General features: G+C 54.3%; 18 protein-coding genes and 3 rRNA genes. 7 read left to right on the forward strand and 14 right to left on the reverse strand.

The genetic code is table 11. From position 1 onward, the window contains the following. Positions 1-18: 18 nt before the first annotated feature. Positions 19-1,935, reverse strand: coding sequence for an ATP-binding cassette domain-containing protein (locus tag SR894_RS12345; protein ID WP_223288163.1), 1,917 nt, complete (start codon positions 1,933-1,935; stop codon positions 19-21). A gap of 164 nt (positions 1,936-2,099) precedes the next feature. Between SR894_RS12345 and SR894_RS12350 the strand changes: the two genes are divergently transcribed. Beyond that, the gene (locus SR894_RS12350) at positions 2,100-3,113 is read left to right on the forward strand and encodes an AraC family transcriptional regulator (protein WP_133732688.1); all 1,014 of its coding nucleotides are present in this window, start codon (positions 2,100-2,102) and stop codon (positions 3,111-3,113) included. A gap of 180 nt (positions 3,114-3,293) precedes the next feature. Here the strand turns inward: SR894_RS12350 and SR894_RS12355 are convergent, their stop codons facing one another. Genes SR894_RS12355 through SR894_RS12375 form a run of 5 tightly spaced genes read right to left on the reverse strand, consistent with a single transcriptional unit; the run spans position 3,294 to position 10,214 of the window. Continuing rightward, positions 3,294-4,946: a fatty acid--CoA ligase gene (locus SR894_RS12355; RefSeq protein ID WP_223288164.1), complete on the reverse strand. Its 1,653-nt coding sequence runs from the start codon at positions 4,944-4,946 to the stop codon at positions 3,294-3,296. Between the two features lie 41 nt (positions 4,947-4,987). Next, entirely contained in the window at positions 4,988-6,175 is a 1,188-nt protein-coding gene (gene bktB / locus SR894_RS12360) for a beta-ketothiolase BktB (RefSeq protein ID WP_133732690.1), read from the reverse strand. Positions 6,176-6,207: 32 nt separating this feature from the next. Beyond that, positions 6,208-7,350, reverse strand: a complete 1,143-nt coding sequence (locus SR894_RS12365; RefSeq protein ID WP_133732691.1) for an acyl-CoA dehydrogenase family protein — start codon at positions 7,348-7,350, stop codon at positions 6,208-6,210. A 2-nt stretch (positions 7,351-7,352) separates the two neighbouring features. Continuing rightward, a complete protein-coding gene (locus SR894_RS12370) occupies positions 7,353-8,933 on the reverse strand; it encodes a fatty acyl-CoA synthetase (protein WP_133732692.1) in 1,581 nt (526 codons plus the stop codon). Positions 8,934-8,972: 39 nt separating this feature from the next. Continuing rightward, a complete protein-coding gene (locus tag SR894_RS12375) occupies positions 8,973-10,214 on the reverse strand; it encodes an ABC transporter substrate-binding protein (RefSeq protein WP_133732693.1) in 1,242 nt (413 codons plus the stop codon). A gap of 204 nt (positions 10,215-10,418) precedes the next feature. Here SR894_RS12375 and SR894_RS12380 point away from each other — a divergent pair, with 204 nt between their 5' ends. Both SR894_RS12380 and SR894_RS12385 read left to right on the forward strand, forming a co-directional pair. Beyond that, positions 10,419-11,315: a TatD family hydrolase gene (locus SR894_RS12380; RefSeq protein WP_422822653.1), complete on the forward strand. Its 897-nt coding sequence runs from the start codon at positions 10,419-10,421 to the stop codon at positions 11,313-11,315. Position 11,316: 1 nt separating this feature from the next. Continuing rightward, the gene (locus SR894_RS12385; RefSeq protein ID WP_133732695.1) at positions 11,317-11,796 is read left to right on the forward strand and encodes a hypothetical protein; all 480 of its coding nucleotides are present in this window, start codon (positions 11,317-11,319) and stop codon (positions 11,794-11,796) included. Positions 11,797-11,830: 34 nt separating this feature from the next. Here SR894_RS12385 and SR894_RS12390 read toward each other — a convergent pair whose 3' ends face one another. Together SR894_RS12390 and SR894_RS12395 are read right to left on the reverse strand one after the other, a co-directional pair. Continuing rightward, positions 11,831-13,066: a permease gene (locus SR894_RS12390; protein WP_133732696.1), complete on the reverse strand. Its 1,236-nt coding sequence runs from the start codon at positions 13,064-13,066 to the stop codon at positions 11,831-11,833. An 81-nt stretch (positions 13,067-13,147) separates the two neighbouring features. Next, entirely contained in the window at positions 13,148-13,741 is a 594-nt protein-coding gene (locus tag SR894_RS12395) for an elongation factor P hydroxylase (RefSeq protein ID WP_246638102.1), read from the reverse strand. Positions 13,742-13,846: 105 nt separating this feature from the next. Here SR894_RS12395 and SR894_RS12400 point away from each other — a divergent pair, with 105 nt between their 5' ends. The 3 genes from SR894_RS12400 (at position 13,847) to SR894_RS12410 (ending at position 17,063) form a co-directional block, all read left to right on the forward strand. Further along, positions 13,847-15,265, forward strand: coding sequence for an MATE family efflux transporter (locus SR894_RS12400; protein ID WP_133732698.1), 1,419 nt, complete (start codon positions 13,847-13,849; stop codon positions 15,263-15,265). Positions 15,266-15,268: 3 nt separating this feature from the next. Further along, a complete protein-coding gene (locus SR894_RS12405; protein WP_133732699.1) occupies positions 15,269-16,258 on the forward strand; it encodes a DUF3080 family protein in 990 nt (329 codons plus the stop codon). 109 nt (positions 16,259-16,367) lie between these two features. Further along, complete coding sequence (locus SR894_RS12410; protein WP_133732700.1) at positions 16,368-17,063, forward strand: hypothetical protein; 696 nt, start codon at positions 16,368-16,370, stop codon at positions 17,061-17,063. A 118-nt stretch (positions 17,064-17,181) separates the two neighbouring features. Here the strand turns inward: SR894_RS12410 and tusA are convergent, their stop codons facing one another. Further along, complete coding sequence (tusA, locus tag SR894_RS12415; RefSeq protein WP_133732701.1) at positions 17,182-17,436, reverse strand: sulfurtransferase TusA; 255 nt, start codon at positions 17,434-17,436, stop codon at positions 17,182-17,184. Between the two features lie 29 nt (positions 17,437-17,465). On the opposite strand from tusA, the gene SR894_RS12420 reads away from it, so the two are divergent. Beyond that, the gene (locus SR894_RS12420) at positions 17,466-17,753 is read left to right on the forward strand and encodes an antibiotic biosynthesis monooxygenase family protein (protein ID WP_133732702.1); all 288 of its coding nucleotides are present in this window, start codon (positions 17,466-17,468) and stop codon (positions 17,751-17,753) included. Positions 17,754-17,772: 19 nt separating this feature from the next. Here the strand turns inward: SR894_RS12420 and rlmM are convergent, their stop codons facing one another. From rlmM to SR894_RS12445, 5 genes are all read right to left on the reverse strand, one after another. Further along, entirely contained in the window at positions 17,773-18,843 is a 1,071-nt protein-coding gene (gene rlmM, locus SR894_RS12425; protein WP_223288165.1) for a 23S rRNA (cytidine(2498)-2'-O)-methyltransferase RlmM, read from the reverse strand. A 141-nt stretch (positions 18,844-18,984) separates the two neighbouring features. Next, positions 18,985-19,100 (reverse strand): 5S ribosomal RNA (gene rrf, locus SR894_RS12430). Between the two features lie 162 nt (positions 19,101-19,262). After that, positions 19,263-22,162, reverse strand: a 23S ribosomal RNA gene (locus tag SR894_RS12435). Between the two features lie 286 nt (positions 22,163-22,448). Beyond that, a 16S ribosomal RNA gene (locus SR894_RS12440) occupies positions 22,449-23,981 on the reverse strand. Together the 16S, 23S and 5S rRNA genes form the textbook arrangement of a ribosomal RNA operon. Before the next feature lie 581 nt (positions 23,982-24,562). Further along, positions 24,563-26,368: an acyl-CoA dehydrogenase C-terminal domain-containing protein gene (locus SR894_RS12445; protein WP_133732709.1), complete on the reverse strand. Its 1,806-nt coding sequence runs from the start codon at positions 26,366-26,368 to the stop codon at positions 24,563-24,565. Positions 26,369-26,473: the final 105 nt, after the last annotated feature.

The raw sequence follows: 26,473 nt of genomic DNA on the forward strand, positions 1-26,473 counted from the left end.
CTTTTAACGTTTTATAGCTTATTCGCCAGCAGCCATCGCTTCCAGCTCCATCCAGCGTTCCATCGCGACTTCTAATGCCTTCTGCACCTTTTCAAGCGTTTGCAGCTTAGCCGTAACGGCGTCAGCATCCTGCTGATAAAACGCTGGGTCACCGATTTCACTCTCCAGCGCCTCTACTTTCCCCTCAAGACGCTCGATTTCGGCGGGCAGTGCATCTAATTCACGCTGCAAATTATACGAGAGTTTGACGCTTTTCTTGGCCGTTGCGGCAGGTGCTTCAGCCACTTTTTTGGGGGCTTCTGAGGTGGGTTCGGTTCGCTGACGCGCCGCCCCTTCCCAAGGTGCTGGAGGCAGCTTGCCCCCCTGACGAATCCAGTCGGTATAGCCACCCACGTATTCACGCACAACGCCATCGCCTTCGAACGCCAACATACTGGTCACCACGTTATCCATAAAGGTTCGGTCGTGGGAGACCAGTAGCAGCGTGCCATCAAAATCGAGCAGCAGCTCTTCAAGCAGCTCCAGGGTTTCCATGTCGAGGTCGTTGGTCGGCTCATCGAGCACCAGCACGTTAGCTGGCTGCGTGAACAGTTTGGCCAACAGCAGGCGGTTGGACTCGCCACCGGAGAGCGCTTTCACCGGCTGGCGCACCCGCTCGGGGGTGAACAGAAAGTCCTGCAGGTAGCTCATCACGTGGCGATCTTTACCGCCCACGCTGACCCGGTCGCTGCCTTGGGCAACGTTGTCGTAAACGGTTTTTTCCAGTTCAAGCCCGGCGCGCAGCTGGTCGAAATAGGCCACTTTCAGGTTGGTGCCCATCTGTACCTTGCCTTCACTGGGTTCCAATTCCCCCAGCAGGATTTTCAGCAGGGTTGTCTTGCCCGCACCGTTGCGACCCAGGAAGCCAATACGGTCACCGCGCAGTACTTCAAGGTTGATATCGCGCAGTATCACCTCGTCACCAAACCGCTGGGTGACGCCTTGCAGCTCCACAACGCGCTTGCCGGTACGCTCACCGCGATCCACCGTCAGGTTGGCATTGCCCTGGCGCTCGCGGCGCTGGCTCCGCTCGTTGCGCATCGCTTCCAGCGCGCGCACTCGGCCCTCGTTACGGGTACGCCGGGCTTTAACGCCCTGACGAATCCAGGCTTCTTCCTGGGCAAGTTTTTTATCGAACTCGGCGTTCTCCCGGGCTTCCACTTCAAGCTCATGCTGCTTGCGGGCCTGGTACTCTTCGTACTTGCCGGGATAGCGACCTAGCTGGCCGCGATCCAGCTCCAGAATATTGGTGGCCAGTTTGGAAAGAAACGCCCTATCGTGGGTAATCAGCAGCACCGCGCCATTAAACGCCAGCAGTTGCTCTTCCAACCAGGCGATGGTGTCTAAGTCCAAATGGTTGGTGGGCTCATCGAGCAGCAGTAAATCAGGCTCGGCGACCAGGGCACGCGCCAACGCCACCCGGCGCCGCCAGCCACCGGAGAGCGAGCTCATCTCAGCCGCTGGGGGCAGGCCCAAGCGGGTCAGCACGGTATCGATACGCTGGTGGAAAGACCAACCATCAATGGCTTCCAGACGCGTTTGCAGGGTCGCCATGCGATCCATATCAGGGTCTGGATCATTGATAAGATGGTCGTACTCGGAGAGTAGCTCCCCAGCTTCCGGCAGACCTTGGGCGACCATATCGAAAATGGTCAGGCCAGATGACTCGGGCAACTCCTGAGCCAGCACGCCTATCTTGAGGCCAGGTGCTCGCCAGATTGAGCCATCATCGGGAAGGATATCCCCCGCTACCAGCTTCAGCAGAGTGGATTTGCCGGTGCCGTTGCGCCCGACCAGCGCCAGCCGTTCGCCTTTTTCAACCGTCAGGTCGGCGCGATTGAGTAGTACATGGGTGCCGTAGGCGAGTTGCAGCTGTTCGAGTCGTAACAGGGTCACGCGGTGTCCTCCTAAATCGTGAGGCGCACAGTGTAACGCATGAGCGGCCCAGGAGGGGGAACCATATAGAGGTGAATCGTAGAGCGGAAATCACCAGCGTGATACCGTTTTGCCAGCAACGACAATATCTCAACCAAAAAACGACTTTTAAAGGCGGGCTGAACGTGACGGTGACCGTCTCGATGCATTTTGTAAATGAGCTGTTTAAAGGCTTACCCAACAGCTCAACATCGCCCACACGCTACCTGGAACGGGCGGGTATTTCTCCCTTTTTACTTTCGGCCCCCCATGGCCGCGTCACGGTTGAGCAGTTTGCCGAACTGTATCGCGGGCTGGTGAACGAACTGGACGACGAAACGCCCGGCTTTTTTTCCCGCCCATTGCGGGGAGGCACCCTGAAGCTGCTGTGTTTAAGCATGCTGGATGCGCCCAATTTGCAGGTGGCACTGCACCGCTATACGCAGTTTTTCCGTATTCTTCTCGACGACTTTGGCTATGCATTTACGCTCGAAGGCGATTTCGCTCGCATGGCGCTAGTAGAGCATGCGCCCTTGCTGGGCAGCCGCACTCTGATTCATGAGCTGATGCTCAAGCTGTTTCACGGCATCGCGTCGTGGATGATTGCGCGTAAAATACCGCCTATTTTGATGGAGTGCGCTTACCCCCAGCCGCCACACAGCGCTGATTATCTCTATTTTTACCCCGGCACGGTGCGCTTTGAACAGGCACAAACCGCAATTTATATCGACCGCGACTTCCTTGATCACCCTATTCGGCAGACCAAGAAACACCTGGGCGCTTTTCTAAAGCGCGCCCCGGCAGACTGGTTCTATGTGTCGTTTGCAGATCGCCTGCTAACCCACCGGGTGCGCGAACACCTCGCACGCCACCTGACCACTTCCGGCACAGTGCAAAGCGTCGCTGATGCGTTGCATATGTCCCCACGTACACTGGCGCGGCATCTCAAAAGGGAGGGCACTCACTTTCAAGCGGTCAAGGATGAGTACCGCCGCGATGTAGCGATTCAGGCTCTTACCTGCAGTGAGAAGCCGCTGATCAGCATCGCGGAGGCGTTGAGCTTCGAGGATCTAGCCTGCTTTAGCCGAGCTTTCAAAACCTGGACAGGCAACTCCCCCGCCGCGTATCGCAAAGCACGCACGGCGGGAAATGCTCTCTGATCGTGCAAAGCTATAGCAGTTACCTGAATGAAGGCATCAGTGCCGCGGGCAGGTTTCCGCGAGGGCGCTGTGAATCCATCCGTGGACGCTACTTTTTCCATCCATGGAAAAAGACCCTCGCTCCAACCTGCCCTCGTACCCTGTGGATGAGCAGTTGTGAAGGAGTAATCCTAAGAGTATCTAAATTTCGCTGCGAATACGTTTTTTATCCAGCTTGCCCACGCTGGTTTTGGGTATCTCATCGACGAAGCGAATCATGCTGGGAACCGCCCAGCGGTTGAGCTTTCCTTGAGCCACAAACTGCTCTAAGAACGCCTGGACAGTTTCAGTAGTGGGCGGGTTATTCAGATCCACTGGGACAGCTAAAGCAGCAGGACGCTCTCCCCACTTATCGTCCGCGACCCCAATCACCGCCACTTCGGCAATACCTGGGCACTGACTGATATAGCTCTCCAGCTCTAACGACGAGAGCCACTCACCGCCGGTTTTAATCACGTCTTTTATGCGGTCGCTAATGGTCAAAAAGCCCCGCTCATCAAGGGAGCCCACATCCCCGGTGTGCAGCCAGCCGTTGCGCCATAGCTCCGCACTGCACTTCTCCTCTTTGTAGTAGGCCTGGGTCAGCCAAGGCGCTTGAACACGCACTTCGCCAACGCTTTTACCATCATTGGGTAGCGGCTCGCCGTCCGCATCAACCACTTGCAGTTTAACCAATGGTATCGGCAGGCCCGCTTTACAGCGCCAGGGTAGCTGGGTCTCAAAATCAGCGTCGCCGATATCCTGCGGTAGAATATCGGCAGTGAGTAGCGGGCAGGTTTCCGACATGCCATATGCACTGCGAGTGTCGATCCCCAACGCCCATGCCTTGCTCGCTAGCGACTCGGTTAACGCACTGCCGCCGACCAAAACTTTCCAGCCGGAGAGGTCGACCTGCTTTGAGGCAATCGCCTCGGCGCTGACTACCATGTTGAGCAGGGTGGGAACGCAGTGGGAGAAGTCGACCTTCTCGCTAACCAGCAGCTTGACCAGCATTTCCGGCTCGTAGCGGCCAGGGTAGACCTGGGTAGCCCCCATCAGCGTGGCGGTATACGGCACTCCCCAGGCGTGAACGTGAAACATGGGGGTAATGGGCATATAGACCTTGTCGCGGTTGAGCAGCTCAAAACCGGGCGCCTGGAAAGCGCTAGACTCGTTCAATGTGTGCAGCACCAACTGGCGGTGGGTAAAGAAAACCCCTTTGGGGTTACCCGTAGTGCCGGTGGTATAGAACAGTGTGGCGACGGCGTTTTCATCAAAGGAGGGAAAGTCATAGTGAATGGGCTGCTGGCTTAATAGCGCTTCAAACTCGCCCACCAGCGGCAGCGTGGTATCGATTGTTTGCGGAGCCTCCTGACACAGCAGATAGCCACGTACTTGGGGCAGCTTATCGGCCAGCGGCTCAAGCAGCGGCACAAACTCTTCGTGCACGATGACGAAAACGTCTTCGGCATGCTCCATGGTGTAGAGGATTTGCTCCGGAGCCAGGCGCACGTTCACCGTGTGGAGTACCGCGCCGATCATTGGAATGGCAAAAAAGCACTCCAGATAGCGGTGGCTATCCCAATCCAGCACCGCTACCACGTCACCGGCTTGTACGCCCTGTGACGTCAGCGTATGGGCCAGTTGGTGCACTCTCTCACGAAAACGCTCGTAGCTGTGACGGCTCTGATCCCGGTAGACAATCTGATTGTCGCCTGCCATGCGCACACCTGCCTCCAGCAGGTCGCCAATCATTAAAGCGGGGTTCGTCGCAGAGGCCGTGGCGGGTAAAATTTTCGGGGTTACTGAAGGCATAAACACTCCTTTAAACGTGTTCTTGTGGTAATCAAATCGGATCAGCCGCGCTCGATAAGCAGGGCGATGCCCTGCCCACCACCAATACACAGGGTTATCAAGCCGTAGCGACCGTTAATACGTTCCAATTCGTGTAGCGCTTTGAGAATCAGAATAGCCCCCGTGGCCCCCACCGGATGCCCCAAGGCAACCGCGCCGCCGTTAGGGTTTAGTTTCTCTAACGGAAAACCTAGCGTGTCGGCCACCGCCAGAGCTTGGGCAGCAAAGGCTTCATTGGACTCAATCACGTCAATATCGTTAATGCTTAGCCCCGCCTGTTGGAGGCAGCGTTGCACCGCCGGAATCGGACCAAGGCCCATTAGCGTTGGCTCAACGCCTGCTGTTGTGGCAACACGAAGATGCGCTCTGGGCGCTAAGCCCCGCTGTGTGGCTTCATCGGCATGGGCAAGCACTAACGTGGCTGCACCATCGTTGATACCCGAGGCATTGCCTGCGGTCACCATGCCATCTTTTTGGAAGGCGGGCTTGAGCCGCGCCAAATCGCTAAGTTGGACGCCATCGCGTACATGCTCATCGCGGAAAAAAAGAGCTGTTTGCTTACCACGACTGACCTCCACTGCTACGATTTGATCGTCAAAGCGGCCTTCCGCGATGGCACGCGCCGCTTTTTGATGGCTCTCAAGGGCAAACTGATCCAGCTGCTCACGGCTTAGGCCATACTGTTTAGCGATGTTCTCGGCGGTGCAGCCCATATGGCCGCTGCCAAAGGGATCGCTCAAGATGCCCAGGGTTAAATCCTGAACGTTTACATCACCCATACGTACGCCGTTGCGCGCCTGGGGCGGCAGCAAATAGGCACCACGCGACATCGACTCCGCGCCACCTGCCAGCGCTAAGCGGCTGTCGCCCATGGCAATCTGCTGGGCGGCTGAGACCACCGCCTGTACACCTGAACCACACAGCCGATTGACGTTGAAGCCCCCCGCCTCCTTCGGCACCCCAGCTTCGAGCGCAATATGGCGCGCCAGATAGGCATCCTGGGGGCCGGTGGTAATAATGTGACCATAGACCGAGTGATCGATATCTCCGCCCTCAACGCCAGCACGGCGCAACGCCTCCTTGGCGGTTATCGCCCCCAACTCAAACGGCGCCTTGGTTGAGAGCGAACCGCCAAAACTACCGATCGCGGTTCGTGCGCCGCCTAAAATCACTACATCATCCAACCGCATGGCTCTCTCCTGTGTTCAAACGCATCGTCTTGCTAAGCCACTTTGCCTAGCAGCGAGCGGGCGACAACTTCTTTCATGATCTCTGAGCTGCCGGCATAGATCGTTTGTACTCGGGCATCCAGATAAAAGCGTGAAATGGGATACTCGTGGGTGTAGCCGTAACCGCCAAATAGCTGCAGGCAGCGATCCACCGCTTGGCACTGCAGTTCGCTGAGCTGCAGTTTTAAAATCGCCGCATCCGTGCTGCTCATGGTGCCCTGGCGGTACTTTTCGACGCAGTGCTCAAAGTAGGCACGGGCCACGTCCAGCTGGGCTTTGATCTCTGCCAGGGTAAAGCGGGTATTTTGAAAATCCGCCACCCGCTGTCCAAACGCCTGGCGCTGTTGTACGTACTCCAACGTCAGCGCCAGCGCTCCCTCCACGGCGCCCAGCGCCTGTGCCCCAACACCCAGGCGTTCACGGGGCAGTTCCTGCATTAGGTAGCGGAACCCGGCGCCCTCCTCACCCAGCAGCGCCTCATGGGGCAACTGCATTTGATCAAAGGCAAGCTCGGCGGTGTCGCTGGCGTGCTGGCCGATCTTTTTAATCGGTTTACCCCGCGAAAAGCCGGGTAAGTGGGTGTCAACCAAAAACAGTGACACGCCCTTTGACCCGGCGGAAGGATCGGTTTTGGCACATACGATGACCAGGTCGGCAAACTGACCGTTGGTGATAAAGATTTTGCTACCGCTTAACTCCCAGCCATCGCTAGTGCGCTTCGCCCTAGTTCTCATTGAAGCAAGATCACTACCCGCATGGGGTTCGGTCATGGCGATGGCCCCAAGCGCATCACCACGGGCCATGGCAGGTAGCCAACGCTCACATTGCGCCGCTGTCCCCAGGTTCTGCAGGTAGGGCATAACGATATTGGCGTGGATATTATAGGCACTGGCAAGGCCACCAAACCCCTGGCGGGAGAGCTCTTCCAGCGCCAGCTGGGTGATGGCGATATCAGCCCCTGAACCACCGTGCTGTTCGTCAAGGTCAATGCCGAGTAGCCCCGCAGCGCCCAATGCATGCCACAGTGAGCGCGGCATTTCACCCGCTGCCTCCCACTCATCGTAGTACGGGGCAACCTCCTGGCTTAGGCAGCGTTTGATCATGGCGTGAAACAGGTCGGTTGTTTGCGCGTCCATGCTTACCCCTTAAGGTCTTGACGTAGGTGGCGTTTAAGGATTTTGCCTGCGGTACTTTTGGGCAGCGCATCGGCAAAGAGGATGTGTTTAGGCACTTTATAAGGCGCCATCAGCGTTTTTGCGTGATGGATCAGCTCCTCCTCGCTTGCCTCTTGGCCCTCTTTCAATACAACTACCGCCGTGATGGCCTCGATCCATTTCTCGTCGGGCTGACCGATCACCGCCACTTCGGAGACCGCCGGATGCTTGAATAGCCCCTCCTCTACTTCACGGCTAGCCACCAGCACGCCGCCGGTATTGATCACGTCCTTGATACGGTCAACAACGTACAAATAGCCCGCTTCATCGAAGTAGCCCACGTCCCCTGAGTGGAACCAACCGCCCTGGAAGGCTTCTTCAGTCATCGCCGGCTTATCCCAGTACCCGTTCATGAGCTGCGGTGATCGATGGACGATTTCACCATGCTCGCCGGGCGGCACATCGTTCATCTCAAGATCGACGATGCGGGTTTCCACCGTCAAAATGGGCCGCCCGGCGGACGCTGGGCGCTCAGCGTGTTCCTCAGGGCGCAGCACGGTCGCCAAGGGCGCTATTTCGCTCTGCCCATAACAGTTATAGAGCCCGACGCCCGGTATACGCTGCTGAAGCTCTTCCAGTACCGGCACCGGCATAATCGAGGCACCGTAATAGGCTTTATTTAGAGCGCTTAAATCAAAGCGATCAAATTCAGCGTGGCGCAACAGGCTGATCCAGACCGTGGGCGGGGCAAAAAATGACGCGATCTGGTGATCAGCTATAGCGCTTAAACACAGCTCGGGAAGCGGCGCCTCTAGCAAATAGACGGGCGCACCGAGCAACAGTGCTGGCATGAGAAAGACGTGCATTTGTGCTGAGTGGTAGAGCGGCAGCGCGGCGAGCATGGCGTCGCTGCCTTTAATATCCAGCTCAACCATACAAGCCATATATTCGGCCATCAGTGCCTGATGGGTCATCATCGCGGCCTTAGGCGCGGCGGTGGTGCCCGAGGTATAGAGCAATTGAGCAAGGCTGGCACCGTCGACCGTCACATTGGGCTCTTCGCTACTCTTTTCACTATTGGGCGCTTCACTACTGGATCCTGAAACTGCATGAGCGAGTACATCAAAGCTTTTCGCATCCCGCCCCTGATCCGCATGCAGGGTGCCCATCATGGTTAGATCCAAGCCTTCGGTCGCGGCACTTACTTTGTCGGCGAGGCTGATATCGCTGAGCAGGCCAGTTGCCCCCGACTGGTCAAGAATATAGCGCAGCTCATCGCTGCTTAAAGCGAAATTGATCGGCACATGCACCAACCCCGCTTTAGCAGCGGCAAGCCAGGCGATGACATAGGCATCAGAGTTTTTGCCATACACCGCCAGCCGATCACCTGGCGTAAGCCCGGCTGCCAGCAGGCCATTGGCTACGCGGTTGGCTGCCTGGTTGAGCGTTTGATAGCGCCATTGGCGCTCGCCAAATACCAGCGCCAGCTGGTGAGAATATTTTCGAGCGCTGCGGTTTAGAGCAGCCCCGATACTGTTTTGCTGAATAACCGACGTTTCCGGCATGCCAAATCCTCTGAGTTGTTGTAGTGAGTTGGCAAAGACTTAACTGTTTACCAGCGGGCAGACACTCTCTGAAAGCGGACGGAAGGCCTCTTCTGCAGGAATGGTGCGAATAACATGAAAGAGATCATCCTCATCCTGCGACTCTTCAGGTGTTTTCACTTCTACTAAATACATATCGTGAACCATGCGGCCATCCTCACGGATGTAGCCATCGGTGGCGAAGATGTCGTTGATGGGGGTATCGGCCATTTGCTGACGGACGGTTTGGGTGTCATCGGTGCCGGTAGCTTCAATCGCTTCAAGGTAGTGGCGAGTACTGGAATAGAGACCCGCGTGTACCATGGTAGGCATGCTGCCGGTACGCTCACGGAAACGCTCCGCCCAGGCCCGGGTTTCTTCGTTTAGATCGTAGTACCACGCTTTTGTGAACTGCAGACCCTGAGCGTTCTCTAAGCCAATGCTGCGTATATCAGTACTAAACAGCACCATGCCCGCCAGAATCTGCCCTGCCTGGGTAATGCCGAATTCCCCTGCTGTCTGAACCGCGTTAATCGTATCGCCGCCAGCGTTATTTAGCGCAATGACATCAGCGCCAGACGCCTGGGCCTGGAGCATAAAAGAGGAGAAGTCACTGCTGGGGAAAGGGTGGCGAGCGCTGCCCACGATGGTGCCGCCATTTTCAGTCACTACGCGTGTGACGTCGGCTTCCAGTGCATGGCCAAAGGAGTAGTCAGCGCTTAACAAATACCAATTTTTGTGGCCCTCATCGGTAATTGCCTTTGCCGTTCCGTTAGACATCGCCCAGGTGTCATAAACCCAATGAATATGATTGGGCGAACAGTGCTCATTGGTAATGCTTGAAGAGACAGCGCCATTGACCAGTCCAAGTTTATCCGCCTCTTCAAGCAGGCTCACCGCCGCCAGAGTGACAGAAGATGCCACCAGCCCGGTGACCATATCGACGTTGCGCTCATCGATCCACTCACGCACGACGCTTGAGCCTACATCGGGGCTATTACGGTCATCGGCGCTAAACACCACAATATTGGCCCCATTGACGCTGCCGCCCATATCTTCAATCGCCATATTGATAGCGTCTTCACCCAATGGACCAATGGGGTCGCGATAAACGCCGGACATATCGGCTAAATAGCCAATGCGGATTTCGTTATCAGAGATACCCTCATCAGCAAAAGTAGTGGGCGCATAGCTGGCCATCAGAATGGCAGCGGCGAGAGTGGAAGTAGCAAAACTGTGAGATAAACGAGGAGATATTGGCATTATTATGTGGCTCTCTTTTGTTGTTATTAAAGGGTGTTATTGAATCAATCGCAGCGACGTAGCACGCCATAGCTTGCGTTCATCTTAGGCGCTAATAAGCGCTAGCTGTTTACCTATCGAGCCAGTTTTTTTGCAATTCGTGCCATTTCCTTGCGTCCATCGTCTTTAACACACCATTAGTCGATACTTGCGCATACCGTTACAATGGTGCCTTTGCATATTGAACGGGAGACACCTTTGGACACCGCGTATGCCGATGACTTTTTACCCGAAGCACTACAGTTTCGGCCTAGCGCCCCCTTGGTGGATATTGGCGCTAACTTGACCCACGATAGCTTCGGGCGTGATCTGGAGGCGGTTATCCAGCGCGCCCAGGCGGCGCAGGTAACAACCATGATCGTCACCGGCACCGACCTTGCCCATGCAGAGCAAGCGGTTGCGCTTGCCAAGCAGTATCCTGGCCTCTACGCCACAGCGGGAGTGCATCCCCACGACGCCAGTCGCTGGGATGATAACCTTGAGCGCGCCATGGCAGCCCTGCATGCCATGCCGGAAGTCGTCGCCGTAGGCGAGTGTGGTTTGGATTTTAATCGCAACTTCTCGACGCCCAAGGAGCAGGAGCGTGCCTTTGAAGCGCAGCTGGCTCTGGCAGTAGAAAGCGGTTTGCCGCTGTTTTTACATGAACGCGATGCGGGCCAGCGTATGCGCGAAATCCTGCATGCGTGGCGAGACGACATCAGTCATGCGGTAGTGCACTGTTTTACCGCTGACCGCGATACGCTGTTTGGTTATCTCGACCTAGACTTGCATATAGGCCTGACCGGTTGGATTTGCGACGAGCGCCGCGGTCATCACCTGCGCCCACTGGTAAGCGATATACCCTTAGAGCGTTTGATGGTAGAAACCGACTGCCCTTATCTGTTGCCCCGCAACCTGCCGGCGAAGTTAAAGGGTCGCCGACACGAACCGGCGTTGCTACCGTGGATTGTCCGCGAGATCGCCCAGTGGCACGGTATGAGCGAAACTGAGCTAGGTGCGGCAACCACACAGACCGCACAGCGTTTTTTCCGTTTTCCCACGGAATCTAAAAAGGAGTATTAGCGTGGCCGATTATCCAGGGTTTATAGCCATTGAAACGGGCGAAGACGATGGGCTCCCGCTAGCCATTGCCTGGTCGCTACCCGATGGCCGGGTGAAGCAGACATTGATTCAGCCAGACGATAGCTGGATCAAAGAAGATACCAACGCAATGGGCGCCTATAGCATGGAAGAGCTAGAGAGCCTGGGCGTTAGCCCGCTAGAGGTGATTCGCGAGCTGGAGAACGATCACTTCTCCGCCACGCTGTATACCAGCGACAACGGCGACGACGAAGCGGCACTGGCGCGATTGTTCGACACCTACGGGCTAGACCCCTTCGTGGAATTAGCCCCGGCGTCGGTGCTCTACCCTTCGCTTACCCCAGGCGAATGGCACCGCCAGCGGCGCGAAACCTTCAGTGAGCTGGGCTTAGAGCCGATGCGCCCAGAGCATGAGCTGGAAGTGATGCTATCGATGCATCAGCGCCTGACCGATGAGGAGTAAGCAGTAGCACATGTTCATTAAGGGCCCCCTTCCATTACAGCAAGGAGACGGCCAGCCCACCTAGGAGCCAGAAAGCCGCGATCACCACTAGCACTTTTAGCACCTTGTCGGTCAACGATGCTCCGCCGTGGTCGTGGTGATCTTCATGGCCATGATCATGGTGCTCCTGTAGGGAGAGTTTCCAGAACCAGAACATAACGGCCGTCAACATGAGGAAAAAAATGTTAAGGAAAAGCTGGTAATTAACCTTAAAGAACTCCCGATCCCCCGGCGCTGTGGCACTGGCGAAGTCCGGCAACAACCCCATAAAAACCAATGCATAGTGCAGAATTAGCGAAACCGAAACAATACCCACGAACATCAGTCCTAGTAGGTAAAGAGCCATACGCCAACCATAGTAGGTGGCGTTAATACGCAGTACAGGCAGTACGATAAGATCAGAAAAGATAAATGCCATCACCCCGGCGAAAGTGACGCCCTGGCCGAACAGGACTGCCGCCAAAGGAATATTTCCCATGGAGCCGATAAAGGTGAAAAAGGCGGCAACCGGGCCGACAATAGTTTGTGCCAGTACCGATAGAAAACCAGGATTGGCACTATTCTCGCCACCCGAGCCAATGAACAATGTCTGAAAAAAAACATCTGGAACGAAGGCCGAGATTATCCCAGCCACTGTAAAACCAATCAGCACATCCTTCCAAACCATCTGCCATTCCATGACGTAAGTCTGACCAATATCTTTCCATCCTTGAAGGCTAGAGATTTTCTGTTTCCAATCTTTGCCTACCTGCTCACCCTCACCTTCCGGCTCCCCCACTCTTCGACGGGCCTGGGCTTCAAGTCGACGTGGACGCGTAATCCTGATAAGCATCCAGGTAACCAGAATCAGCATAATACCGCCAACATATTCCCCAACAACAAACTGCCAGCCGAGAAAGACGGCGATCACCATACCCAGCTCAATGACCAAGTTGGTGGAAGCCAACATAAAAGCCATTGTTGGCGCCAACCCTGCCCCTTTCTGAAAAATGCTGCGAGTAGTCGCTAACGCGGCAAAACTGCAGGAACTTGAAAGAAAGCCAAAAAATGTACCCAATGCAACGCTTCTTGGGCCATCCTTACCCATTACCTTCTGCATACGCTCTTTGGTCACTAGCACCTGAATAAGGCTGCTAATGATGTAACCGAGTACAAAAGCCCATAGTGCCATCCAAAAAAAACCGATACTGGTTATGGCCGCTTCATTCCATGATGTAAAAAAATCAGCCATTGAATCGTCCTTAGTCAGAGTGATTAGTTTCAATTGCCGCTTTTTTCAAGCGACAGTCTCAACATAGACGCCTTACCGCCTTTACAACAACCTATGTAGGCCTTGAGCGATAGCCAACTGGCGGGAAAATCCTTGTTGATAGTAAGCCTCCAAGGCGTGGCGAAAAGCTTCAGCGCGGAGAGGCAAACCCTCGTGTTGGTAGCGCTGGGCACGGGCCTCTACACGCATCGCAAAGGTCTCTATATCTACCTCTATATCACCGCCTAGATTATCCACGCTGACATGAAACACACGACCACAGGCGCGGGTGAAGATAGACTCCAATGCCTGTGGCGCAATCTCAGCCTGCTCAAAAGCTTTTTGCTGTTCAGCATCGCGCCCATCAGGGCAGTACCAGTAGCCGTAATCCTCTTGTTGGCGCCGCTGTGCTCCCGCAATACACCAATGGCTGATTTCATGCAGCGCACTGGCATAGTAGCCCCGCGCGAAGATAACCTGATGATAAGGCGTTTCGCTATTAGCGGGCCGATAGAGAGGCTCATCCCCGCCCCGGATCAATCGGGTTTGATAGCGCTCAGCAAAAATCCCGTCAAAAAGCGCGGTAATATCCTCGAGCGTCCACCGCTCCTGCCTGTCACTCACAATTGACCCCGTTTGATACTGATTTTGGGGCATTATACCCACTCGATTAATACAAGCTAACGGCTACCCCCAAAAGAGAGTCGCTCCTGCTAATATAGCGGCCTTTCACAGCAACTTTTCCCCTTTAGGAGCCAACAAGTGGGCGGCTTTACTCAGCAAATTAAATCGGTTTATTGGCCAGAAACACGAACGTTGATGCACTTGGCACTGCCTATTTGCGGTGCACAGTTGGCTCAGGCAGGGATGAGTGTCGTCGATGTCATGATGACCGGTCGGCATAACGCCACGTCCCTTGCCGCTGTGTCGGTGGGCTCGAGCCTGTGGATGCCACTCATGCTTTTTATGACGGGCACTTTAATGGGGCTGACTCCGATTGTGGCGCATTTGCTGGGAGGGCAGCGCCATGAGGCTATTCGTCCGGCCGTTCATCAGGCGCTTTGGGTCGCGCTGCTGCTAGGCGTTACCGCGGCGGTGCTGCTTTGGTCGGCCATCATGCCGATATTTGAATTGATGAGCGTGCCGCCAGCGGTCGCCAGCCAGTCTGCCGCCTATCTGTCAGCCGTCGCCTTTGGCATGCCGGGGATCGCCCTCTTTCAGGCGCTTAGAGCATTCTCCGATGGCATGAATCATACCCGTCCGGCGCTATGGATCAGCTTGGTTGGTTTAAGCGTGAATATTCCTGCCAACTACCTCTTGATCTACGGCGGCGATGGCTTGGTTGATCTATTTGGCCCCTGGGTTCCCACTAGTTTGCAACAGTTACCTGCCTTGGGCGCTTTTGGCTGTGGCATTGCGACGGCGCTCTCCATGTGGACGATGGCGCTGGCGATGGCCTACTACACGCGCAGGGGAAATACTTATAAAAGCGTTGCGATTTGGCACAAACTGACACCGCCCCAATGGCTAGGTATACGTGAATTAGTGGTGGTGGGCGTTCCCATTGGCGTGGCTATTTTTGTTGAAGTCACCCTGTTCACGCTGATTGCACTCTTCATTGCCAGCTTTGGTGAAGTCACGGTAGGTGCACACCAAATAGCGCTCAGCTTCACCTCCATTCTGTTTATGCTGCCCCTGTCGCTGAGCATGGCGCTAACCGTACGAGTCGGTAATACGCTAGGTCAGCAGCGCCTAGCACTAGCCCGCAAAGTCGCTTGGAATGGAATTGTCATAAGCGTCATCATTGCCGCTATTAACAGCCTCGTACTGTGGGTTAGCGCCGAACCGGTAATCGCACTTTACACCTCTAATAGTGAGATACAGGCGCTAGCGCTCTCGATCATTGCTTTAGCCGTTATTTTTCAGCTCTCAGACTCGTTACAGGTTAATTTAGCAGGGGCTTTACGCGGCTATAAAGATACCCGCATTGTGATGGTGATTACGGTGCTCTCCTACTGGATTGTAGGCTTGGGTGGCGGCCACTGGCTGGGCTCTTATGGAGTGGGTGATATGGTTGCCCCTCTAGGGGTTCATGGCTACTGGATTGGGTTGGTTGCAGGCTTGAGTACCGCAGCACTGCTACTTGGCTGGCGTTTACAGCGTATTAGCCTTCGGGGGTAAAGCATGGCTCAATGGAGAAACCTTTCTCTAGCAATCACCCTAAGCACCCTACTGGCTGGCTGTGGGGATAACCCCGCTGAGCAGCAGTGGCAGCGTTATCATCAGCAACTCGCCGATGACCTTGCACTATCAAACATTCAAAGAACTGACCCGGGAAATATTGGCGACTTCCCTGAGCGCTCCGATCGGGTTATAGATATTCCCGAAACCCGGGACAGCCTGCTGAATGTATACGCGCTGCGCGAGTGCCAAATCACTTCGCTAGTCGCTGCACGAAACAATCAACTGGGGCGTGTAGCTCCACCTAGCCAACAGTGGTTATATGAGCGCACGCTATGGCAGCGACTTAGCGCCTGTTTAAATAGCGAGGTACCCGAACAGTTAAGCGATGAAGATAGAACGCGCCTAATTCGATTAACCACGACCAAAACGGCACAGTTACCCACGGTCAGCTGGAACGCTATTTTTGATTCCAGTGAGTGGGTTAAAAGCTTTTCACGAGCGAGCCAGCCTTTATCGAACGTCGATGAAACCACTATTACTGGTCAGCTTGAAGCGATTGATTACTTACAGCAAATGACGGATCACCAGTTTGATCTCGACTGGCAGCAGGACTCTTCTACCCTTGAAAACCATTTGAAAACCCTGCAACAGCGGCCATTGACTGCTGAGGTGTTGCGCGCCCTGCTACTCGCCACCCAACGCTTAACAGAAGCGAATGCATTGTTAGCTCGGCAGAGTGATACCACCCGTTGCTTAAGCCGTTGGGAATCGCCGTCGCTTGAACGCTTGGCAAACGCTGCCCAGCAGTGGCTAACGGCGATCAATCGCTTAATTGACGCACAGCAGGTAAGCAAGCCAATAGCGATTCAACGCTATCAGAAACGCTGGCTTTCGCTGGATAATGACCAAGCTCCCTGGAGCCAGTTTCTGCAAGCGCTCTATGAGCATCAAGCGCTGCGAGCTCGCTTTCCAACCTGCTCAGATAATTAAAAAGTGCAGAACCCTTAACCTTATGAGCAAGTTGTGCTATTTGTGGATATGAGAGGCAAATGAATCGGCTTTGCCAATCTGATGACCACGCAGCATAAGGAGGGACACAATGGGCGCATCCTTGTCACCCCGCTCTGCCCAGGTCATCGACCTGGAAACTGTGCGCCAGCGTCAGCAGGCGCAAAAGTGCCTTGTCCGTTTAGCCCCTGAGCTAGATGGCTTAGAGATGGTGTACCAGCTCGCTGCGAGTCCCGACGCCTACTATGGCTTGCCTATTTTGGCCTGGGGGTTAAGAGAGGACGGTACCGTCATCGGTTTGGTGCCGTGGATGGAAAGCCTGGCAGCCTGCCATGATCTGAACAGCCAGGAAAATGGCTACTTCGTAGGTTATCGTGATCCTGAAACGGAAGAAATTTTTGATACGCCACCAGATCACAAATACCACGAGCTAGTTGCGGCGGCTGAATACTTTGATTATGAGGCTTCTGGCGAAGTCACCCTTATTCAGCAAATCCCCGATACTCTGGGCACCCACGCACTGTGTATGAATCACCCCGATTCACCCTGGCATATGAAGCCCGTTTACGGCTGGCGTCTCTACAGCGACGGTAGCCTTGACGCGCTCCTTGCCGACGAGAACAAAGCGGCGATGACGCCGATTTTGTTAGGGGATAAGTGCCTCTACAGCGCTCATACCCGCCATCAAACCGTTTACTTTTTCCAGCGCCATATCGCCAACCGCATTCTGGAAGAAGATCCAGAGACACTTGATGCGCTAGCCATGATGGTTGTGGCCAGTGATTAACCGAGTGCCTTAACGTCGCTTTGTGAGCGAGGCCAACATCAATGAGTTGATTTTGATTTGAGCCTCGCATGGGTTCTCGGCTATTTCGAAGGGCTATCTTAAGGGCTAGCTCAACGGGTTATGCTAAACGAATAAAGTAGAGGTAGTTATTCTCAGAGGCGGTGTCCTGCTCAAGCAATTCGTGCCCTAAGAACTGACAAAACTTGGGGACATCTCGCGTGGTGGCTGGGTCAGTGGCAATCACTTTGAGCACTTGGCCTGGCCTCATGTCGCGCACTTTGTTATGCATCAGCATAATCGGCTCTGGGCAGTAAAGTCCTGTGGTGTCCAATACCGCATCAACGTTGGGTAACGTACCCGTATTATCAGCCATCAATATCCTCGATGTAGGAAACAGAAAGTATGATTAAAGTTATCATCGAACGGCGAATTATGCCCGGTCTTGAAGAAGAATTTGAGCAAGCAGCGCGGGAGGCAATGCGCGTTTCTCTAGGCGTAAGGGGCTTTATCAGTGGTGAAACATTGGTAGAACTGGGTCATACCGATCGCCGACTGATGATTACCAAATGGCGTGACCTCCGCGCTTGGAAGGAGTGGCACTCAAGCGAAGCGCGGACAATGGCCATGCAGCGTATTTTACCGCTGTTAACCGAAGATGAAACTATCCGAATTTACGAGCCAGGCTATTGAACATGAGGTTTTACTAGCGTTAATCCCTAAGTCTCACATGCACCGTTACCTCTTCCCTATCGTGATAGAGGTGACGGCATGATACGTTGGCATGCACACCCGCTTTTTCCAGCGACTCTTCCAACGCCGTTAGACAACGAGTTACCTCATCCCAGCGCTTTTTCATGGGCAACTTGAGGTTAAAGATCGCCTCTTTGCACCATTTACGAATCAGCCATCGCTCCACCATGGCTAGCACTCTCACTGGTTTATCAACAATATCGCACACCAGCCAGTCTAGACGTTGTGGTGGCTCCCAGGTAAAGCCATCCTCTTTGAGATGATCAATCTGCCCAGTCTTCATCAACTGTGATTCCATTGGGCCATTATCGATGGCATACACGTACATGCCGCGCTGAACCAACTGCCACGTCCAACCTCCTGGAGCGGCCCCTAAGTCAGCTGCTTGCATATGCGGTGCTAGCCGCACATCCCACTCATCCCTAGGAATAAACTCGTGCCACGCCTCCTCCAACTTCAGCGTTGAGCGGCTAGGCGCACGAGAGGGAAAGCGCAGCCGACGAATACCATTAATCAAATCGCTGCGGTTGCCTGGGAAGCTCATCGCCAGCTGCACTTGATCACCGTCAGTCCAGAAAATATGTAAACGTCGTGCGCCCGCGCTGCGCCTTAACGCACCACGTTTTTTCAACATACTTTCCAACGGCTTGGTAAGTGCCTTAATCAGCCCGGCCAGCGCTTTACCATCGTTGGTATCCGGCGTTTCATGCCAAATCTCTTCAAAGCTCCAACGGCTGGCTTTAACCTGTTCCAAGATAGCGGTAAGACGGTCGTCACGGGAAAGAGTGAGCGCAGGCAAGGCCGCTAAGCTCTGGCGTGCGAAAATCAGCTTTTTAAACGCTGCCTGGCGGTGCAAATCATTAACCGCTTCGCCATCAACACGCGTTAAGCTTACCCACCCTTCCCCATGAGATGACTCACAGGGGATGCCCTGTAATGCTGCGTGATGCTGCAGTTCCGCAAGCGCATCACTCTCAAACCCAGGACGGCAGTAAACTAACCATGATGTAGGTACCGTTTCACTCACCACTTCACCTCGATTCCGCCCATCACAAACGGTGTGGGCTACCTAATTAATTGGGGCGCATCATAGCATTTATCCAGCGCTATTTATTTTCTTCCACACAAACGAAGAACCCAGCCGGTTGGCTGGGTTCTTCGTTAAATAAGTGCCTGACGATGACCTACTCTCGCATGGGGAGACCCCACACTACCATCGGCGCTAAGCGGTTTCACTTCTGAGTTCGGCAAGGGATCAGGTGGTTCACGCGTGCTATGGTCGTCAGGCGTAACTGTTAATGTACATCATGCTGACTATGGCTAAATTGTGCTCGTCTCATTGCCTGCCGCCCTGACGTTCTGTCGCTGGGGCCACATGCTGCGTATCCGGCTTTCTGTTGATCTCTCAACCTTAACGTCATCATTACGACCAGACCCCTTGGGTGTTATAGGGTCAAGCCTCACGGGCCATTAGTACACGTTAGCTCAACGCCTTGCAGCGCTTCCACACCGTGCCTATCAACCAGCTGGTCTCGCTGGGCCCTTCAGGAGGCTCTAGGCCTCAGGGATGTCTCATCTTGAAGGGGGCTTCCCGCTTAGATGCTTTCAGCGGTTATCCCGTCCGACCATAGCTACCCGGCAATGCCACTGGCGTGACAACCGGAACACCAGAGGGTCGTCCACTCCGGTCCTCTCGTACTAGGAGCAGCCCTTCTCAAACATCCAACGCCCACGGCAGATAGGGACCGAACTGTCTCACGACGTTCTAAACCCAGCTCGCGTACCACTTTAAATGGCGAACAGCCATACCCTTGGGACCGACTTCAGCCCCAGGATGTGATGAGCCGACATCGAGGTGCCAAACACCGCCGTCGATGTGAACTCTTGGGCGGTATCAGCCTGTTATCCCCGGAGTACCTTTTATCCGTTGAGCGATGGCCCTTCCATACAGAACCACCGGATCACTAGAACCTGCTTTCGCACCTGCTCGACGTGTCTGTCTCGCAGTCAAGCACCCTTATGCTCTTGCACTCAATGCACGATGTCCGACCGTGCTGAGGGTACCTTCGTGCTCCTCCGTTACTCTTTAGGAGGAGACCGCCCCAGTCAAACTACCCACCACACACTGTCCTCGATCCGGATAACGGACCTGAGTGAGAACGCCAATGATGCCAGGCTGGTATTTCAAGGTTGGCTCCGCCCGAACTGGCGTCCGAGTTTCAAAGCCTCCCAGCTATCCTACACAGGCAACATCAGCGTCCAGTGTGAAGCTATAGTAAAGGTTCACGGGGTCTTTCCGTCTAGCCGCGGGTACACCGCATCTTCACGGCGATTTCAATTTCACTGAGTCTCGGGTGGAGACAGCGTGGCCATCATTACGCCATTCGTGCAGGTCGGAACTTACCCGACAAGGAATTTCGCTACCTTAGGACCGTTATAGTTACGGCCGCCGTTTACCGGGGCTTCAATCAAGAGCTTCGCCTTGCGGCTAACACCATCATTTAACCTTCCGGCACCGGGCAGGCGTCACACCCTATACGTCCGCTTGCGCGTTAGCAGAGTGCTGTGTTTTTAATAAACAGTTGCAGCCACCTGGTATCTTCGACCGGTTCGGGCTTAGAGAGCAAGTCTCATCACCCTACGCCGGCGTGCCTTCTCCCGAAGTTACGGCACCATTTTGCCTAGTTCCTTCACCCGAGTTCTCTCAAGCGCCTTGGGATTCTCACCCTGACCACCTGTGTCGGTTTGGGGTACGGTCGCACATGATCTGAAGCTTAGAGGCTTTTCCTGGAAGCGTGGCATCAGTGACTTCCTGACCGTGGTCAGTTCATCTCGTGTCTCGGCCTTAAAGGATCCCGGATTTACCTAAGATCCAAGCCTACTCACTTTCACCAGGACAACCAACGCCTGGCTCACCTAGCCTTCTTCGTCCCCCCATCGCAACCATGTCCGGTACGGGAATATTGACCCGTTTCCCATCGACTACGCCTTTCGGCCTCGCCTTAGGGGCCGACTCACTCTGCTCCGATTAGCGTCGAACAGAAACCCTTGGTCTTCCGGCGAGGGAGTTTTTCACTCCCTTTATCGTTACTCATGTCAGCATTCGCACTCGTGATACCTCCAGCGAACTTCTCAATTCACCTTCATTGGCTTACACGACGCTCCTCTACCGCGAATCCATATCGAAATATGAACTCACCCGTAGCTTCGGTACCTGGTTTAGCCCCGTTACATCTTCCGCGCAGGCCGACTCGACTAGTGAGCTATTACGCTTTCTTTAAAGGATGGCTGCTTCTAAGCCAACCTCCTAGCTGTCTGAGCCTTCCCACATCGTTTCCCACTTAACCAGGATTTCGGGACCTTAGCTGACGGTCTGGGTTGTTTCCCTTTTCACGACGGACGTTAGCACCCGCCGTGTGTCTCCCACGCTCTACTCACCGGTATTCGGAGTTTGCCTCGGGTTGGTAAGTCGGGATGACCCCCTAGCCGAAACAGTGCTCTACCCCCGGCGGTAATACGTGAGGCGCTACCTAAATAGCTTTCGAGGAGAACCAGCTATCTCCGAGCTTGATTAGCCTTTCACTCCGATCCACAAGTCATCCAAATCTTTTTCAACAGATCCTGGTTCGGGCCTCCAGTTGATGTTACTCAACCTTCACCCTGCTCATGGATAGATCGCTCGGTTTCGGGTCTATATCCAGCGACTGTGTCGCCCAGTTAAGACTCGGTTTCCCTACGGCTCCCCTATACGGTTAACCTCGCCACTGAATATAAGTCGCTGACCCATTATACAAAAGGTACGCAGTCACAGAACAAGTCTGCTCCTACTGCTTGTACGCACACGGTTTCAGGATCTATTTCACTCCCCTCTCCGGGGTTCTTTTCGCCTTTCCCTCACGGTACTGGTTCACTATCGGTCAGTCAGGAGTATTTAGCCTTGGAGGATGGTCCCCCCGTCTTCAGTCAAGGTTTCTCGTGCCCCGACCTACTCGATTTCACATGATCAGATTTTCGACTACGGGGCTATCACCCGCTACGGCCAGACTTCCCAATCTGTTCGCCTAATCATTCACATGCTTAAGGGCTGGTCCCCGTTCGCTCGCCGCTACTAGGGGAATCTCGGTTGATTTCTTTTCCTCAGGGTACTTAGATGTTTCAGTTCCCCTGGTTCGCCTCTTACACCTATGTATTCAGTGTAAGATACTGACCTTATGGCCAGTGGGTTTCCCCATTCAGAAATGTCCGGGTCACAGGTTGTTGCCACCTCACCGAACCTTATCGCAGGCTACCACGTCTTTCATCGCCTCTGACTGCCTAGGCATCCACCGTGTGCGCTTAATTGCTTGACCCTATAACCCGAAGGAGTCTGGGGTTCGCAATAATCACGTTTCATTTTGCCGGATACGCTTGCGCGTATCACAATTTAAGAAGCACTTCTTGCGAAGTGTTCTTGTCAGCATGATATACATTGTTAAAGAGCGACTGCTATAAGCAGTGATAAGCGTTTTTTCACTTTAAAAAAAGAAGACCTTTTTCTTTTTCTAAGCTAGAAAAGCATTCGCTTATCACTGCTCATACAACAGCTATCTGATCAGGTAATTCATTGTGGACGCTTACCGACTGTGACGCATCGTTTAAGGAGGTGATCCAGCCGCAGGTTCCCCTACGGCTACCTTGTTACGACTTCACCCCAGTCATGAACCACACCGTGGTGATCGCCCTCTTGCGTTAGGCTAACCACTTCTGGTGCAGTCCACTCCCATGGTGTGACGGGCGGTGTGTACAAGGCCCGGGAACGTATTCACCGTGACATTCTGATTCACGATTACTAGCGATTCCGACTTCACGGAGTCGAGTTGCAGACTCCGATCCGGACTGAGACCGGCTTTAAGGGATTCGCTGACTCTCGCGAGCTCGCAGCCCTTTGTACCGGCCATTGTAGCACGTGTGTAGCCCTACCCGTAAGGGCCATGATGACTTGACGTCGTCCCCACCTTCCTCCGGTTTGTCACCGGCAGTCTCCTTAGAGTTCCCGACATTACTCGCTGGCAAATAAGGACAAGGGTTGCGCTCGTTACGGGACTTAACCCAACATTTCACAACACGAGCTGACGACAGCCATGCAGCACCTGTCTTACAGTTCCCGAAGGCACACCAGAATCTCTTCCGGCTTCTGTAGATGTCAAGGGTAGGTAAGGTTCTTCGCGTTGCATCGAATTAAACCACATGCTCCACCGCTTGTGCGGGCCCCCGTCAATTCATTTGAGTTTTAACCTTGCGGCCGTACTCCCCAGGCGGTCGACTTATCGCGTTAACTTCGCCACAAAGTGCTCTAGGCACCCAACGGCTGGTCGACATCGTTTACGGCGTGGACTACCAGGGTATCTAATCCTGTTTGCTACCCACGCTTTCGCACCTCAGTGTCAGTGTCAGTCCAGAAGGCCGCCTTCGCCACTGGTATTCCTCCCGATCTCTACGCATTTCACCGCTACACCGGGAATTCTACCTTCCTCTCCTGCACTCTAGCCTGACAGTTCCGGATGCCGTTCCCAGGTTGAGCCCGGGGCTTTCACAACCGGCTTATCAAGCCACCTACGCGCGCTTTACGCCCAGTAATTCCGATTAACGCTTGCACCCTCCGTATTACCGCGGCTGCTGGCACGGAGTTAGCCGGTGCTTCTTCTGCGAGTGATGTCTTTCCTAATGGGTATTAACCACTAGGCGTTCTTCCTCGCTGAAAGTGCTTTACAACCCGAGGGCCTTCTTCACACACGCGGCATGGCTGGATCAGGGTTGCCCCCATTGTCCAATATTCCCCACTGCTGCCTCCCGTAGGAGTTCGGGCCGTGTCTCAGTCCCGATGTGGCTGATCATCCTCTCAGACCAGCTACGGATCGTTGCCTTGGTGAGCCATTACCTCACCAACTAGCTAATCCGACATAGGCTCATCCAATAGCGGGAGCCGGAGCCCCCTTTCTCCCGTAGGACGTATGCGGTATTAGCCTGGGTTTCCCCAGGTTATCCCCCACTACCGGGCAGATTCCTATGCATTACTCACCCGTCCGCCGCTCGTCAGCATCTAGCAAGCTAGATCTGTTACCGCTCGACTTGCATGTGTTAGGCCTGCCGCCAGCGTTCAATCTGAGCCATGATCAAACTCTTCAGTTTAAGATCTATGCGGTTCTTACCTGCCACCCTAGAGCGACAGAAGCGAACCAAACTTGGCTCAAGGTTCAAACGAATTCATTCAAAACAGATTCCAAAGGACGAATCCTTTAAAACCTTATTGCTTGAGTCGCTTGCCTTGATATTGGGTGATTTGTCACCAACCTCAGCAAGCGCCCACATGAATTACCTGATCAAATTGTTAAAGAGCTGTTTCGCTGTTAGGTTGCTGTGAAAGCAACCGGGCTGCCGTTGACTTGGCTTGCCTCAGCGAGGAAGGCGTATTCTACGCATTTCCTGGTGGTTGTCAAGGGCGTTGTTTTCGATGCAAACCTGACCACATCCAAAACCTGGCTTTCGTAAAAGCACTAACTACCTGACAAACCGAAGCTTTTACACTTCATTCACCGCTGGTAACGCTTGGCGTCCCCGGCAGCGGATGCGTACTTTAAGGCCTGACTAATAAGATAGCAAGTAAAAGAAGTTATTGCGTATAAAAAAGCGGCAGAAGGCTACCCTTCTGCCGCAAACCACCGATCAGAACGCCTGACCAGAGAGTGCTCTTTTCACATTTTAGCCGTTAATTAAATTTCAAATCCCAGACCAAAATCTTCGCTGGAGATGGCCATCAGGCTGGAAGCCCCTGCTTGTATCATCTGTGCATGAGCCTTGGTGCGCGGCAATATCCGCTGGTAGTAGAAGCGAGCGGTATTCAATTTAGCGGCGTAGAAGGCCTTATCGTCACCTTCTAGAGAAACAGACGCCTGCTTGGCCGCGCGAGCAAACAGGTACGCCAGGGTGACGTAGCCTGAGTACATAAGGTAATCAACACTCGCCGCACCTACTTCTTCACGGTCTTGCATTGCCTTCATACCCACGCCCATGGTCAGCTCACCCCACTCAGCATTCAGCTTGGCGAGCGGCACAACAAACTCTTTTAGCGCAGGGTTGTCGGCTTCAGCTTTACAGAACTTATGGATCTCTTTGGTGAATACCTTCAGCGATTCCCCCTGACTCATGAGTACTTTACGACCCAGCAGATCAAGCGCCTGGATACCGGTAGTACCTTCATAGAGTCGAGTAATACGAGCATCGCGTACCAGTTGCTCCATGCCCCACTCTTTAATGAAGCCATGACCACCGTAGATCTGCACGCCCTCGTTGGTGCTTTCAAAACCAACTTCGGTCAGGAAAGCCTTAACAATAGGGGTTAGCAAGCCAAGCAGGGTTTCGGCGTGATCTCGCTCTTCACCCGGCTCACCATGCTCCACCACATCGAGCATTTGCGCGGTATAAAGCACCAACATACGCCCGCCTTCGGCGAAGGCTTTCTGGGTCAGCAGCATGCGGCGCACATCAGGGTGGACGATAATCGGATCAGCGGGCTTTTCAGGAGCCTGCTTGCCCGATAAGCCGCGCATCTGTAACCGGTCACGGGCATAACTCAATGAATTCTGAAAACTGGCTTCAATTAAACCCAGCCCTTGAATACCCACCCCGAGACGCGCTGCGTTCATCATGGTGAACATGCACGCCAGTCCTTTATTGGGCGGCCCTACTAAGTAACCGGTTGCGCCATCGAAGTTCATCACGCAGGTGGCATTACCATGAATGCCCATTTTGTGCTCAAGCGAACCACAGGTGACGCCATTACGCTCACCCACATTACCTTGAGCATCAGGCAAGAACTTGGGCACTACAAATAGCGAAATACCTTTAGAGCCTTCCGGTGCGCCGGGCAGTTTTGCCAATACCAAATGGACGATATTTTCAGCCAGATTATGCTCACCGGCGGAGATAAAGATTTTGGTACCGGTAATCGCATAGGCATCGCCATCGACGGGCACTGCCCGCGTCTTGATCAATCCGAGGTCAGTACCGCAATGCGGCTCGGTTAGGCACATGGTGCCGGTCCATACCCCTTCTACCAGCTTGGTAAGGTACGTTGCCTTCTGCTCATCGGTGCCATGGTGGCGCAATGCATCCGCTGCACCATGGGAGAGCCCTGGGTACATGCCCCACGCCAAGTTAGTGGCGCAGATCATTTCTGACAGCAGCATCGCCAATGAAGGCGGCAGCCCTTGACCACCATGAGCAGGATCGGCGGCCAGACTCGGCCAACCACCCTCTACGTACTGCTGATAGGCCTCTTTGAAACCGTTAGGCGCTTTGACCTCGCCCCCTTCCAGTAGGCACCCTTCTTCATCGCCACTCTGATTGATCGGCAGCAGTACGTCGCGGGCGAAGCGTGCCCCCTCTTCCAAAATAGCGCTGACAACATCTGGCGACGCATCGTCACCGCTTGGCAGGCGCGCGTAGTGAGCAGGGTAGTCAAGCATCTCGTCCATAACGAAACGCATATCACGAATAGGGGCCTGATAGCTGGGCATCGCACTTCTCCTAAGAAAGGGGGATTGAAAGCCAAGCAACTCTTAATGGCAGAGAGCTTTCAAACACATGTTTGAAAATTAGCGCGAGCGCCCCCCAGAGTCAAG

The sequence above is a fragment of the Vreelandella neptunia genome (assembly GCF_034479615.1).
In the GTDB taxonomy this organism is placed as follows: Bacteria; Pseudomonadota; Gammaproteobacteria; order Pseudomonadales; family Halomonadaceae; genus Vreelandella; species Vreelandella neptunia.